Here is a 14606-nt window from a genome sequence, read left to right on the forward strand (position 1 = left end):
CATGATTGATATTATTATCATTTTACTGCTTGTTATGGGATTTTTCCTCGGATTACGCAGAGGTTTTATCTTACAACTTGTAAAGTTAACAAGCTTTATTATCGCATACCTTGTTGCATACTGGTACTGTAAAGATTTAGCGCCAGCACTTGCGAAATTTATTCCGTATCCATTTGATAAAAATGTATCTGTTCCAGAATGGATTGATGCAAATAATATTGAGACAGTATTTTATCAAGCAATTGCGTTTATCGTATTATTTATTATTACAAAAATCGCACTTTCATTACTTGGTAATTTGTTAAATATGTTTGCAGAAATACCGGTGTTAAAGCAAGTAAATGCGTTTGCGGGGGCAATCCTCGGATTTTTAGAAGTATATATTATTTTGTTTGTTTTAATTATTGTTGGAAATATTCTTCCGATTGAACAAATACAAACACCATTACAAAAATCATCAATTAGCAAAATAATTGTAGACGATACACCTATTCTCTCTGAAAAGGTGAAGGAGCTATGGCAGACAGGTAGCAGAGTATAACTTCTCTTTTTTCGGAAAGAGAAGTTTTTTTCTATGAAAGAAAGGCGGGGCAATGATGAAAGTAAATAAAAAACAAGTTATTAAATTACTAGAGACAATCGGGCTTTTTATGGAATTAAAGGGTGCGAATCCATTTAAAATATCTGCATTTCGTAAAGCAGCAGCAGCACTAGAAAGTGATGATCGTAGTCTTTCTGAAATTGAAGATTTCACAAAGATTCCAGGTATCGGAAAAGGAACGGCAGCAGTTATTCAAGAATATATAGAATCGGGAACATCTGAAGTATTACAAGAACTTGAAAAAGAAGTGCCAAGCAGTTTGTTACCTTTATTAAAACTTCCGGGCCTTGGTGGTAAAAAGGTAGCTAAGTTATACAAAGAACTTGGTGTTGTGGATATGGAATCGTTAAAAGCTGTTTGTGAGGAAAATAAAGTACAAGCTTTAGCAGGTTTCGGTAAGAAAACAGAAGAGAAGATATTAGAAGCAATTGATCAAGTAGGATCTCGTCCAGAACGTTTACCGATTGCGATGGTATTACCTATTGCCGGGGAAATAGAGGAGAAGTTGTCGAATATTACCGAAGTAATTCGTTTTTCTCGCGCTGGTAGCTTACGCCGTGTTCGTGAGACAGTGAAGGATTTAGATTTCATTATTGCAACGACAGAACCAGCAGCAGTACGTGAACATTTATTGCAATTCGATAATATGATTGAAGTAATTGCAAGTGGAGATACGAAAGTTTCTGTTCGTCTTCAATACGAATATGATATTTCAATCGATTTCCGTTTAGTAAAACCAGAAGAGTTTATTACAACGCTTCACCATTTCACAGGATCAAAAGACCATAACGTAAAAATGCGCCAAATTGCAAAAGATAAAGGCGAAAAAATTAGTGAGTACGGTGTAGAGAACTTGGAAACAGGTGAAGTAAAAACATTCGAGACTGAGGAAGAATTTTTTGCTCATTTCGGTCTTCCATTTATCCCACCAGAAGTGCGTGAAGATGGAAAAGAAATTGAATTAATTAAAGAGTATCCAAACTTAATTCAGTTTTCTGATATACAAGGTGATTTACATATGCATACAACGTGGAGTGACGGTGCTTTTTCTATTGAAGAAATGGTACAGGCATGTCGTGCCCGTGGATATAAGTTTATGGCGATTACTGATCACTCACAATACTTGAAAGTAGCGAACGGTTTAACGAAAGAGCGTCTTCGTGAACAAGCGAAAGAAATTGAACGCATGAATGAAAAGTATCCAGACATTACAATTTTACGCGGAATTGAAATGGACATTTTACCGGATGCATCACTTGATTTTGATGATGAAGTATTAGCAGAATTAGATTATGTTATTGGAGCTATCCACTCTAGCTTCTCACAAGACCGTGAAACGATTATGAAGCGTCTTCGCGCTGCACTTGAGAATAAACATGTTACAATGATTGCTCACCCGACAGGACGCCTTCTTGGACGTCGCGAGGGTTACGATGTAGACACAGATTTATTAATTGAACTCGCAAAAGAAACAAATACAGTTTTAGAATTAAATGCAAATCCGAACCGTCTAGATTTAAGCGCGAAATTATTAAAACAAGCACAAGATGCTGGTGTAAAAGTAGCGATTAATACGGATGCTCATACACTTGAAATGTTAGAAGACATGGAAACAGGTGTAGCAGCAGCACGTAAAGGTTGGGTTCAAAAAGATAACGTGATTAACACGTGGGATATTGAACGTTTATTAGACTATATTAAACGTAATAAGTAACACAAGGGGGACCTGCAACATGTTAGAAAGAACGTTGCGTGTATTAGAATACAATAAAGTAAAAGAACAATTACTTGAACATACAGCCTCTTCACTTGGTCGTGACAAAGTGAAGAATTTAGTACCGAGCACTGATTTTGAAGAAATTGTAGAACTACAAGATACGACGGATGAAGCGGCGAAAGTAATTCGTTTAAAAGGGAGTGCGCCATTAGGTGGTATTACTGATGTTCGCTCAAATGTGAAGCGTGCAAAAATCGGAAGTATGTTAAGCCCAAATGAACTACTTGATATTGCAAATACGATGTATGGTAGTCGCAATATGAAACGTTTTATCGAAGATATGGTTGATAATGGTGTCGAGCTTCCGATTTTAGAAACTCACGTCGCTCAAATTGTATCTTTATATGACTTAGAAAAGAAAATTACAAATTGTATTGGTGATGGCGGTGAAGTAGTCGATAGCGCAAGTGATAAACTACGTGGTATTCGTAACCAAATTCGTACTGCGGAAAGCCGTATTCGTGAAAAGTTAGAGAATATGACGCGTTCTTCAAACGCACAAAAGATGTTATCTGATGCGATTGTAACGATCCGTAACGAACGTTACGTAATCCCGGTAAAACAAGAATACCGCGGTGTATATGGTGGTATTGTTCACGATCAATCTGCTTCTGGACAAACGTTATTTATTGAACCACAAGTAATTGTAGAATTAAATAACGCACTTCAAGAAGCACGTGTGAAAGAAAAACAAGAAATCGAACGCATCTTATTAATGTTAACAGAAGAAGTGGCAGTAGAAGCTGACATTGTTTTGTCTAACGTAGAAGTAGTTGCAAATCTTGACTTCATTTTTGCAAAAGCTTTTTATGCGAAGCGAATTAAAGCAACGAAGCCAATCGTAAATAACGAGCGCTACATGGATTTAAGACAAGCGCGTCATCCGCTTATTGATCCGGAAATTATTGTGCCAAATAACATTATGCTCGGTAAAGATTTCACAACAATTGTAATTACAGGACCGAATACAGGTGGTAAAACAGTTACGCTGAAAACGGTTGGTATTTGTGTATTAATGGCGCAATCTGGTCTTCATATTCCAGTAATGGATGAGTCAGAGATTTGTGTATTTAAAAATATTTTCGCTGATATCGGTGATGAGCAATCGATTGAACAAAGTTTAAGTACGTTCTCCTCACATATGGTGAACATTGTAGATATTTTAGAAAAAGCTGATTTTGAAAGCTTAGTTTTATTCGATGAATTAGGTGCTGGAACAGACCCGCAAGAAGGGGCTGCACTAGCAATTTCAATTTTAGATGAAGTATGTAATCGTGGTGCTCGCGTTGTTGCAACGACGCATTACCCGGAATTAAAAGCATACGGATATAACCGTGAGCAAGTTATTAATGCGAGTGTTGAGTTCGATGTGAACACATTAAGCCCAACGTATAAATTATTAATCGGTGTACCAGGACGTAGTAACGCCTTTGAAATTTCGAAGCGCCTCGGATTATCTGATCGCGTTATTGATCAAGCGCGTAACCATATTAGTACGGATACAAATAAAATTGAAAATATGATTGCGAAGTTAGAAGAAAGTCAAAAGAACGCAGAGCGTGACTGGAACGAAGCAGAAGCGCTTCGTAAGCAATCTGAAAAACTTCATCGCGAATTACAGCGTCAAATTATTGAATTTAACGAAGAGCGTGATGAAAAATTGTTAAAAGCGCAAAAAGAAGGGGAAGAAAAAGTCGAAGCTGCGAAGAAAGAAGCAGAGGGCATTATTCACGAACTTCGTCAATTGCGCAAAGCACAGCTTGTAAACGTGAAAGATCACGAGCTTATTGAAGCGAAGAGCCGTCTAGAAGGTGCAGCGCCAGAGCTTGTGAAGAAACAAAAAGTGAATGTGAAAAACACAGCGCCAAAACAACAATTACGTGCAGGCGATGAAGTAAAAGTATTAACGTTCGGTCAAAAAGGTCAATTACTTGAAAAAGTAAGTGATACAGAGTGGAGCGTACAAATTGGTATTCTGAAGATGAAAGTGAAAGAATCCAATATGGAATACATTAATACACCGAAGCAAACAGAGAAAAAAGCAGTCGCAAGTGTGAAGGGTAGAGATTATCATGTGTCGTTAGAGCTTGACCTTCGCGGTGAGCGTTATGAAGATGCAATGATGCGCGTTGAAAAATATTTAGACGATGCACAGCTTGCAAGCTATCCTCGTGTATCAATCATTCACGGTAAAGGAACAGGAGCGCTTCGCCAAGGTGTACAAGATTACTTGAAAAAACATCGCGGCGTGAAAAACTACCGTTACGGTGACATGGGCGAGGGAGGCCTAGGCGTAACAGTTGTCGAATTAAAATAGCAAACAACGAAACAAAGGGGAAACCATTATATGTTTATGGACAAACTTGCAAAAGCATTGTTAGCTTGTTGTGGAATATTTTTGGTGATTGGGGTTATTTATTTAGTTGTTTTTGCGAAGTGAAGGAGCGTCAATCGTGGCATAATGATATTGCCATAGATTGACGCTTTTAATATACGAAAAGGAACAAAATATGAAAATCAACCAATACATAAGCGAAGCAAAATCCTGCTCAAGACGCGAAACAGATCGTCTTATTAAAGCTGGACGCGTGGCTATTAACGGCGAAATTTGTACGCACGGTGCTCTCGTGAGCGATGATGATGTTGTAACGATTGATGGGCAGGTTATTGCAAAAGAAGAGAAAGAAAAGGTGTATATCGCTTTTCATAAACCAGTTGGAATTACTTGTACAGCAGCCGATCATATTGAAGATAATATTATTGATTATATCAATTACCCAGAGCGAATCTTTCCCGTTGGACGATTAGATAAAGCATCGGAAGGACTTATTTTATTAACGAATGATGGCGCGATTGCGAATCAAATTTTACACGGAGATCACGAGCATGAGAAAGAATACGTTGTGACGGTAGATAAACCTTTTACAGATTGGTTTATTGATGAGATGTCCAACGGTGTAAAGATTAAAGATGGAATGACGAAGCCATGCAAAGTGACGAGAGTCGGCCAATCTACATTTCGCATCGTTTTAACACAAGGAATGAACAGGCAAATTCGTAGAATGAGCCGTGCTTTCGGGTTTACTGTAACAAAGCTAAAGCGAGTGCGCATTATGAATATAGAATTACATGAGCTTGAAGTGGGAAAGTGGCGGAGCGTTACGGCTGAAGAGTTAGAAATTTTAATAGGGCAGTTATAGGGAGGAAAAATTTTCTCACTATATTTTTTTGTCAGAAAAAATAAAACTATTGATTTTTTAAAAAATAGCCCATATAATAAAAAACAACAAGTTTCGACAAGATATTTTATAAAAGTAATGATGAGGACATGAGTTGTTTTCTACGATTCTCAGAGAGGGAAGCCTTAGGCTGTGAGCTTCCTAATACGAAAAGACAATCTTACCACCTCTAAACTTCAAGAGTGAACTGCATGCATGATGCATTGTAATTCTTGGCGGATAAAACCGTTATCAATTTACACGAGCTATAAAATGAGCTTATTTCGTTATAAATTCATTTTATTAGAATAAGGGTGGAACCACGATTTCAACACTCGTCCCTTTGTTAGGGACGGGTGTTTTTTGCGTTCTTTTACGGGGAAGTATGCTTGAAAGAGGAGATGTGACGGATTTTAATTCAGAATATTTTGTCAATTAATTATTTAGGAGGTTAGTAGAAATGAAATCATCTTTAAAATTTTCTGAGATGTTTGCAATAAGTTTAATGTTATTTGCACTATTTTTCGGTGCAGGTAATATGATTTTTCCACCAGCGTTAGGACAAGGTGCTGGAACAGATGTATGGATCGCATTATTTGGTTTTATCGTAACAGGTGTTGGATTGCCTTTATTAGGGGTAATCGTTATAGCTCTAAAGGGAGATATTAATGAGCTAGCAGGACGTGTGCATCCTATCTTCGCACTTGTTTTTATCACTGCAATTTATTTATGCTTAGGCGTATTCGTAAGCGTTCCGCGTACAGGGACAGTTGCTTATGAAATGAGTGTTGCACCATTTTTACCAAGTGAGATAGCTAGCCAATCCTATCCACTTGTTATCTTTACATTTATTTTCTTTGCGGTAACTTTCTATTTAGCTTTAAATCCTTCAAAATTAGTGGGACGCATCGGTAAAGTGTTAACTCCAATTTTATTAGCTGTTATTGCAATTATTGTAGGTAAAGCACTTATTACACCAATTGGAGAATTTGGTTCACCGACAGAAGCGTATAGTGCTCCTCTTTTCAAAGGTTTTATTGACGGATATTTAACTTTAGATGGACTGGCAGCACTTGTTTTCGGAAATGTTGTCATTAATGCTTTAAAAGCAAAAGGTGTTACAAATAAGAATAGCATTGCGAAAGTAACAATCTTTGCAGGATTTATTGCAGCACTTGGTTTACTACTTGTGTATTTAGCGCTTGCGTATCTTGGAGCTTCTAGTGTATCGCTTGGAATGGGCGCAAACGGAGGCATTATTTTAACAAACGTTGTAAATCATTTATTTGGTAGTTACGGAACATTATTACTAGGTATCGCAATTACAGCAGCATGTTTAACAACTTCTGTAGGTATTGTTGCAGCTTGTGGAGAATATTTCTCTTCCTTATTACCAAAGCTTTCATATCAAAAAGTCGTTTTCATTTTCTGTGTACTAGCATTTATGGTAGCCAATCTTGGTTTAACGCAGTTAAACGCATTAGCATTACCAATCTTAATCGCCATTTATCCAATTGGAATCGTTCTTATCGTATTATCACTTGTTGAAAACTACGTTCGTCTTCCATTAGCGATGTATGTGGGTGGTATTGTAGGAGCGTTCGCAATTAGTTTCTTTGATGGATTACACAATGCAAACCTTCAAATTGCAGCGCTAGCACCTATTTTAGATAAAATTCCATTATATAGTGTAGGAATTGGTTGGTTAGTTCCAGGCATAATCGGTATAGGATTTGGTTATATAGTTTCTAAGTTTCAAAAGCAGGAAATTGCTGTAGAAAAATAGAGAAAAGAGGCTTTCTATAATAGAAAGTCTCTTTTTTTTGTAGAAAAAGCCACATATAGAGAAATTCAGATATTAAAAATTTTATACGTAATATAGTTGACAAAAAATTTATGAGTAGGCTAAGATTGACTTAGTTGTGGAAATATTGGAAGGGAAGTGAAGGAAAGGGGTTTCTATAACTATAGTGTTGTTATGGGAAGAGGTGAAAGAAGAGGAAAAGGGATAGTTTATTTTTTTTGATTTATATTGAGAATGATAATCAATGAATAAGTTTTATAATTTTTTCTCAGTTTCTATGCCTTCGTATAAGGAATAGGGTGAGATATTATTTTTAATATTCAATGAGAATGATAATCAATAATACTTATGTTACATAAAAGAATGCTAATTAAATATAGGTGGAAAAGGTTATTTTTTTCTTATAAATTGAGAATAATTATCATTTTCAAAAAGTGAAATGCAAGATAAACAAGGAGGAAACAAGAAAAATGAAAAAGTTTTCTGTATTACCCGCTTTTATTATGACATTTGTATGTATGCTAGCTTTTCTTGTAGTGCCGTTCGGACAAGCTTCAGCAAAATTAGCTGACGGTACGTATGATATTAACTACGTAATACAAAAAGCGGAAAACGAGTCAGCTTCAATGGCAAATGATTATTTTGAAAAGCCAGCTAAGTTAGTTGTAAAAAATGGTGAGATGAAAGTTCAAGTTCCAATGAACCATAGTGCTTGGATTACAGAATTTAAAGCACCGGAGAATGGAAATTTTGTTGATGCAAAAGTAGTGAGTAAGGACGAAGCGGCTGATAAAAGAACGGTTGAATTTAAAGTTGATGATCTATCAAAGCCGTTGGGAGTAAAAATTCATGTTGTTGTACCAAGTGCAAACTATGACCACCACTATACAATTCGTTTTGCATTTGATGCAAATGTAAAAGCTGTAGGTGGCGATAACGGTGTAGTTGCTGCAACAAAAAATAATGACCAAGCGAAAACAGATACACAAGTAAAAGAAGAAAAAACGAAAGTAGAGAATAAAGAAGCGAATAAAGAAACAAATGAGAGTGGAAAAGCTGAAAAAACAGATAATCCAAAAACGGGAGACGAAGCACGTATCGGATTCTTTGCAGCGTTACTTCTTGTTTCAGGTGTTTTCTTAATTCGTAAAGCGAAGCTAAACAAATAAATATTTCGAAGGGTGATGAATATATGTTTAAACAATTTAAAATGATTATTGCCGTATTTGCTGTTTTATTTACGTTTATCGCAACACTAGGTTCACAAGATGCAAAGGCTGCTACAAAACTAGCTGATGGGAAATATAATATTGCTTTTACTGTATGGAAAGGCGATAAAGATGAATCATCTAGAATGAATAGTTATTTTGAAAGCCCAGCAACATTAACAGTTAAAAATGGAAAACAATATGTTTCATTTAAAGTGAAAGATAGTTCTTCTATTAAAAGTTTCCAAGTAGAAAAAGATGGTCAATTTATAGAAACAACCGTGTTAAGTGAAAACAAAACAGATAATACTAGAGTTGTAGAATTTGAAGTTGCTGACTTGTCAAAAAAACTAAACGGCAAGGTGAAAATTAATATCCCAATTATTAATTACAATGCTTCATATGATATTCGCTTTGTATTTGATGGGAACAGTGTTAAATAATTAATTTTTTATAAAGGAGCGTTATTTCATTGAACAAGTATCTTAAGATTGTTGTTGCAATGTGTCTAATGATATTTACATTTGTATCAACATTACAACCACTTGCAGTTCAAGCAGCTACCAAGTTAGCTGACGGTGAATATTCAATTGGCTTCAAAGTTTTAAAAGATACATCAGATGAAGAATCGATGATGAATCAATATTCAGTAAGCCCGGGAACTTTAAAAGTGAAGGATGGGAAAAAGAAAGTATCCTTTACATTAACGAATAGTTCATGGATTACGAAGTTTGAAACAGAAAAAGCAGGCCAACTTGTTGAGACAAATGTAATTAGTGAAGATAAAGAAAAAGATACAAGAGTAGTAGAATTTGATGTGGAAGATGTAGAGAAGGTATTAAATGCAAAAGTAAAAGTAGATATTGATTTTTTAAATTATCATCATGACTATGATGTGCGCATTGTCTTTGATCAAAATAGTATTAAACCCGTTCATGTAGAAAAGCCAAATGAAAAAGAGGACCCAGCTAATAAGCCAGATCCAAATGAAAAACCTGATCCGAGTCAGAAGCCCGACCAAAAGCCTGACCCAGATCAACAACCAAATTCTAACACAATTACAGATGGTGAGTACAGCATTCCATTTAAAGTGTTCAAAGATCAAACAGATGAAGAATCCAAGATGAATAGTTACATGGTAAATCCAGGAGTATTAAAAGTAGAAAATGGTAAGAAAAAAGCCGTTATAACACTAAAAAGTAGCTCATTAATTAAAAATTTCCAAACGGAAAAAGATGGTGCATTTGTTGATGCAAAAGTAGTGAGTGAGGATAAGGAAAAAGATACAAGAGTAGTAGAGTTTGAAGTAAACGATTTATCTAAAAAACTAAATACAAAAGTATTTATCGAAATGGCATCAAGAAATTATAAGCAAACGCATGATGTACAACTTTTATTTGAACAAGATAAACTTGAAAAAATTAAAAATGAAGAGAAAAAACCAGAAGTAGAAAAACCAGAAGCAGAAAAACCAGATGAAAATAAAAAACCAGATGCTGAAACAATTAAAGATGGTGAATACAGCATCAATTTTAAAACATTAAAAGATCAAACAGAAGAAATTTCAATGATGAACACATATACAAAAAGTCCAGGTGTGTTAAAAGTAAAAGATGGTAAGAAGTATGTATCCTTTACGTTAACGAATAGTGCTTGGATTACAAAGTTTGAATTTGAGAAAAATAGTTCGTTTGTTGATGCAAATGTAATAAGTGAAGATAAAAAAGCTGATACACGCGTAGTGGAAGTAGAAGTACCGGATTTATCGAAAAAGTTAAATGCAAAAGTAAAAGTAGATATCGATTCAATGAATTATCACCATTTTTACGATATTCAATTTGCATTTGATAAAGGTAGCATTAAGCCGTTAAATAACCAAGGCGGAAACGACAACCAAGGCGGAAACGACAACCAAGGCGGAAACGACAACCAAGGTGGAAACGACAACCAAGGCGGAAACGACAACCAAGGTGGAAACGACAACCAAGGCGGAAACGACAACCAAGGCGGAAACGACAACCAAGGCGGAAACAACAACCAAGGTGGAAACGACAACCAAGGTGGAAACGACAACCAAGGCGGAAACGACAACCAAGGTGGAAACGACAAGCAAGATAATAACACAACAATTGATCCAAAAGCTCTTAAAGATGGTGAATACAGCATTGGCTTTAAAGTGTTAAAAAATCAAACAGATGAAATCTCAATGATGAACACATACACAAAAAGTCCAGGTGTATTAAAAGTAAAAGATGGTAAGAAATATGTATCGTTTACATTAACAAATAGTACATGGATTACGAAATTTGAATTTGAGAAGAATGGTTCTTTCGTTAATACAAAAGTGTTAAGTGAAAATAAAGAACAAAATACAAGAGTAGTAGAAGTAGAAGTAAACGATTTGTCTAAAAAATTAAATGCAAAAGTAAAAGTAGATATTGATTCAATGAATTATCACCATGTCTACGATGTTCAATTTGTATTTGATCAAGATAGTATTAAAGCTTTAGGGAATCAAGGTGGAAGCGACAAGCAAGGCGGAAACAACAACCAAGGTGGAAACGACAAGCAAGGCGGAAATGATAACCAAGGTGGAAATAATAAACCGAAAGTAATAGTTGATCCGAAAAATTTAGTAGACGGTCAATATGATATTACATTTAAAGTATTAAAAGATAAAACAGATGAGATTTCAAAGATGCATGACTATGTTGTAAATCCAGCGAAATTAATCGTAAAAGATGGTAAAAAATACATTGAGATGACGCTGAAAAATAGCGTGTGGATTACGAAATTCCAAACGGAAAACAATGAGCTATTCGCTGATGCGAAAGTAATAAGCGAAGATAAAAATGCAAATACGCGAGTAGTACAGTTTGAAGTAGAAGATCTATTTAAAAAATTAAACGCAAAAGTAAAGGTAGACATCGATGAGATGAACTACCATCATTTCTACGATGTACAAATTCAATTTGATACAAATAATATTGGTGCGTTAGGAACTATTAAAGAGGATCCAAAAAATGAACCAAAAAATCCAGTGACTACACCGAAAGTAGATAATGTAAAAACAGTAGGTAATCCTGATTTTAATCGAAATGCAGATGATAAGAAGAAAAACAATGCTACAGATAATGATACAAAAAAAGAGAAAAACTCAAAAACTGCAGATACTGCACAACTTGGTTTATACATGGTGTTACTGCTAGGTTCACTTGCTTTACTAGTTCGTAAATATAGAGCGGGTAGATTGTAATTTTTGGAGTCTTGATGCATGTTCGCGTGCATCAAGACTTGTTTCATATTGTATGGAAAGGAGTGGTGATTGAGAGTGAAGAAAATTGCAAGTGTACTAATGGCTATCATTTTGTTAATGAGTATAGCCGGGTGCTCATCACCCAAAAAAGAAACAGCAAAGCAGGTAAAGAGTGAGAGTAAAGAGCGCATTGTTGCAACAACAGTGGCTGTTACTGAAATTATGGATGCGTTAGAAGTAGATTTAGTCGGCGTTCCAACAAGTTCTAAAACTTTACCAAAGCGATATAAAGGTTTACCTGAAGTTGGGAATCCAATGAGTCCAGATATGGAAAAGGTAAAATCATTTAAGCCGTCAGAAGTATTATCTGTGACAACACTTGAATATGAATTAAAGCCAGTTTTTGATGGTGTGGGTATGAAAGCAAACTTTTTAGATTTAACAAGCTTGAAAAATATGCAAAATTCTATTAGCGATTTAGGTAAGAAATATGGACGTGAAAAGCAGGCTGAAGAAGTTGTAACTAAGTTAGATAAAAAGGTTGCTAGCATTCAAAAAAAAGTAAAAGGAAAGAAAGAACCGACAGTACTTATTTTGTTAGGTGTGCCAGGAAGTTATTTAGTAGCAACAGAGCATTCTTATATTGGAGATTTAGTGAAACAACTAGGTGGTAAAAACATTGTACAAGATGAACGAGTAGAGTATTTAGCTTCTAATACAGAGTACTTAAAGAAAGCTGATCCAGATATTATTTTACGAGCAGCTCATGGTATGCCTGATGAAGTTGTAAAAATGTTCGATAAAGAATTTAAAACGAATGACATTTGGAAGCACTTCGCTGCAGTTAAAAATAACCGTGTTTACGATTTAGAGGAGCGTTTATTTGGAACGACAGGCAATTTAGCAGCAATTGAAGCGTTAGATGAATTGAAAAAAATGATGTATCCGTGATGCATTTTAATATAAAGGAAGAGTGGAATGAATAAAAAAACTTGGAGTTTCCTCATTGTTACTGCATTGCTTATTGTTATGACATCATTGTCAGCGATGAAAGGGAGTTTAGAAGTAGGTATTGTTGAGCTTGTACAAGGGATATTTACAGGGGGAAATGAAGATGTTGAAGTGATTAAAGATTTACGTTTCCCACGTATTATTATTGCACTATTTACTGGAGCAGCTCTGGCTGTTTCAGGTGTGCTTTTTCAAGCTGTTATGAAAAATCCACTTGCTGATGCTGGTGTAATCGGGATATCTTCTGGAGCAAGTTTTATGACACTCGTTATTATTACGTTGTTTCCGCAATTCTTTTTCTGGACACCAGTATTCGCATTTTTAGGCGGTGCGCTTGCGTGTTATCTCGTTTACTCTTTTTCATGGAAGTCTGGATTAAGTCCATTCCGCATTATTTTAATTGGTATTGCTATTAATGCAATGTTTACTGGATTAAATGAATCATTCGTTACGATTTGTGGATATTTTATTAAGAGTATTAAGCAAACGACGACTTCTAACATAACAATGAAGACGTGGGGCGATGTAGAAATAATGGTGACTTATGGAACGATTGGTCTTATTCTTGCTCTGTTCGTAGGAGCTTGGTGTAACTTATTATCGCTACAAGATAAGACTGCGAAAAACTTAGGCTTGCACGTGACGAGAGTTCGTCTTATTATTTCTGCCATTGCAGTACTTTTAGCGGCAGTATCAACAGCGATTGCAGGAGTCATTGCTTTCGTTGGATTACTCGTTCCTCATATTTCAAGACAATTAGTCGGTTCAGACCATAAAGTATTAATTCCATTTTCTGCTCTTGCAGGGGCGTTATTAATTTTGACGGCAGATACAATTGGAAGGTTAATTGTGCCACCTAATGAAATTCCAGCAGCAACAATTATGGCAGTTATTGGTGGTCCATTCTTAATATTCTTGCTTAGAAAGAGTGATAAAGTTCATGGAAATTAAAAATGTAACCTTTTCATACGATAACGTAACAAATCGTTTAAAGTCTGTTAGTAGTGAAATAGAAATTGGGAAAATTACAACAATTATTGGCCCAAATGGATGTGGGAAATCAACATTACTTAGTGTCATGTCTAGAAATCACGCTCCTAGCAGTGGAGAAGTAATACTTGATGGGAAAGCGATTAGTGAATATAAACCGAAAGAGTTTGCTAGAAAGCTAGCGGTTGTCCATCAACAAAATGAGGCTCCAGCAGATATTACAGTGGAAAAGCTAATAAGCTTTGGGCGTATGCCATATAAAAATATTTTCTCTCCGCAAACAGATGAAGATAGAGAAGCGATTGAGCGTGCACTAGTATGTACGAATTTACAAAGTAAGCGTGATAAGCCAATTTATGCTTTATCAGGCGGAGAGAGACAGCGAGTTTGGATTGCAATGACATTAGCTCAAAATACACCAATGCTTTTCTTAGATGAGCCGACAACATATTTAGATATTTATTATCAGATAGAAATATTAGAGTTAGTGAAAGAGTTAAATGAAGTGTATGGACTAACGATTGTAATGGTACTACATGATATTAATCAAGCCATTCGTTACAGTGATCATATTATCGTTATGAAAGATGGAGAGATTGTTACGAAAGGTAATCCTAATGATGTAATAACAGAAGAAATGGTTAAAGCAATATATGGTGTAGATGTCGTTGTAAAGCAGGATGAAGATACAGGACTATACATGGTACCAATGGGAATCTAAAGGCTGAGCATAATCCGTTT

11 protein-coding genes and 1 other annotated feature are annotated in these 14606 nt (G+C 35.6%); all 11 genes read left to right on the top strand.

What is annotated here, in order from left to right:
• Nucleotide 1 precedes the first annotated feature (1 nt).
• The 11 genes from ACS2MN_RS17550 to ACS2MN_RS17600 all read left to right on the top strand — a co-directional run bounded on the left by ACS2MN_RS17550 (nucleotide 2) and on the right by ACS2MN_RS17600 (nucleotide 14586).
• Nucleotides 2-541, top strand: a complete 540-nt coding sequence (locus ACS2MN_RS17550; protein ID WP_000565405.1) for a CvpA family protein — start codon at nucleotides 2-4, stop codon at nucleotides 539-541.
• Nucleotides 542-596: 55 nt separating this feature from the next.
• Nucleotides 597-2315 (top strand): DNA polymerase/3'-5' exonuclease PolX, encoded by a 1719-nt coding sequence (polX, locus tag ACS2MN_RS17555; protein ID WP_346994403.1) that lies wholly within the window; start codon nucleotides 597-599, stop codon nucleotides 2313-2315.
• A 19-nt stretch (nucleotides 2316-2334) separates the two neighbouring features.
• The gene (locus tag ACS2MN_RS17560; protein WP_000893740.1) at nucleotides 2335-4695 is read left to right on the top strand and encodes an endonuclease MutS2; all 2361 of its coding nucleotides are present in this window, start codon (nucleotides 2335-2337) and stop codon (nucleotides 4693-4695) included.
• 193 nt (nucleotides 4696-4888) lie between these two features.
• Entirely contained in the window at nucleotides 4889-5578 is a 690-nt protein-coding gene (locus ACS2MN_RS17565; RefSeq protein WP_000700726.1) for a 23S rRNA pseudouridine(2604) synthase RluF, read from the top strand.
• A 108-nt stretch (nucleotides 5579-5686) separates the two neighbouring features.
• Nucleotides 5687-5942 (top strand) — a binding site (T-box leader).
• Between the two features lie 114 nt (nucleotides 5943-6056).
• Complete coding sequence (brnQ6, locus tag ACS2MN_RS17570) at nucleotides 6057-7382, top strand: branched-chain amino acid transport system II carrier protein BrnQ6 (RefSeq protein WP_000842656.1); 1326 nt, start codon at nucleotides 6057-6059, stop codon at nucleotides 7380-7382.
• A gap of 488 nt (nucleotides 7383-7870) precedes the next feature.
• Nucleotides 7871-8569, top strand: a complete 699-nt coding sequence (gene isdC / locus ACS2MN_RS17575; RefSeq protein ID WP_000714739.1) for a heme uptake protein IsdC — start codon at nucleotides 7871-7873, stop codon at nucleotides 8567-8569.
• A 23-nt stretch (nucleotides 8570-8592) separates the two neighbouring features.
• Nucleotides 8593-9051, top strand: coding sequence for an NEAT domain-containing protein (locus ACS2MN_RS17580; RefSeq protein ID WP_000476174.1), 459 nt, complete (start codon nucleotides 8593-8595; stop codon nucleotides 9049-9051).
• Between the two features lie 29 nt (nucleotides 9052-9080).
• Nucleotides 9081-11864 (top strand): NEAT domain-containing protein, encoded by a 2784-nt coding sequence (locus tag ACS2MN_RS17585; RefSeq protein WP_438894731.1) that lies wholly within the window; start codon nucleotides 9081-9083, stop codon nucleotides 11862-11864.
• A gap of 69 nt (nucleotides 11865-11933) precedes the next feature.
• On the top strand, nucleotides 11934-12815 hold the full coding sequence (gene isdE, locus ACS2MN_RS17590; RefSeq protein ID WP_346994401.1) for a heme ABC transporter substrate-binding protein IsdE: 882 nt from the start codon (nucleotides 11934-11936) through the stop codon (nucleotides 12813-12815).
• A 27-nt stretch (nucleotides 12816-12842) separates the two neighbouring features.
• On the top strand, nucleotides 12843-13826 hold the full coding sequence (locus ACS2MN_RS17595) for a FecCD family ABC transporter permease (RefSeq protein WP_088055315.1): 984 nt from the start codon (nucleotides 12843-12845) through the stop codon (nucleotides 13824-13826).
• Nucleotides 13816-14586: an ABC transporter ATP-binding protein gene (locus ACS2MN_RS17600; protein ID WP_000403759.1), complete on the top strand. Its 771-nt coding sequence runs from the start codon at nucleotides 13816-13818 to the stop codon at nucleotides 14584-14586. The genes ACS2MN_RS17595 and ACS2MN_RS17600 overlap by 11 nt, the downstream gene beginning before the upstream one ends.
• The last annotated feature ends 20 nt before the right edge of the window (nucleotides 14587-14606 follow it).

The sequence above is a fragment of the Bacillus cereus group sp. BceL062 genome, assembly GCF_051780025.1.
Classification (GTDB): Bacteria; Bacillota; Bacilli; order Bacillales; family Bacillaceae_G; genus Bacillus_A; species Bacillus_A toyonensis.

Coding starts and splice junctions, on each gene's coding strand:
- polX (WP_346994403.1), top strand. CDS start 597: ATGAAAGTAAATAAAAAACAAGTTATTAAATTACTAGAGACAATCGGG.
- ACS2MN_RS17550 (WP_000565405.1), top strand. CDS start 2: ATGATTGATATTATTATCATTTTACTGCTTGTTATGGGATTTTTCCTC.
- ACS2MN_RS17560 (WP_000893740.1), top strand. CDS start 2,335: ATGTTAGAAAGAACGTTGCGTGTATTAGAATACAATAAAGTAAAAGAA.
- ACS2MN_RS17600 (WP_000403759.1), top strand. CDS start 13,816: ATGGAAATTAAAAATGTAACCTTTTCATACGATAACGTAACAAATCGT.
- ACS2MN_RS17565 (WP_000700726.1), top strand. CDS start 4,889: ATGAAAATCAACCAATACATAAGCGAAGCAAAATCCTGCTCAAGACGC.
- brnQ6 (WP_000842656.1), top strand. CDS start 6,057: ATGAAATCATCTTTAAAATTTTCTGAGATGTTTGCAATAAGTTTAATG.
- ACS2MN_RS17595 (WP_088055315.1), top strand. CDS start 12,843: ATGAATAAAAAAACTTGGAGTTTCCTCATTGTTACTGCATTGCTTATT.
- isdC (WP_000714739.1), top strand. CDS start 7,871: ATGAAAAAGTTTTCTGTATTACCCGCTTTTATTATGACATTTGTATGT.
- ACS2MN_RS17580 (WP_000476174.1), top strand. CDS start 8,593: ATGTTTAAACAATTTAAAATGATTATTGCCGTATTTGCTGTTTTATTT.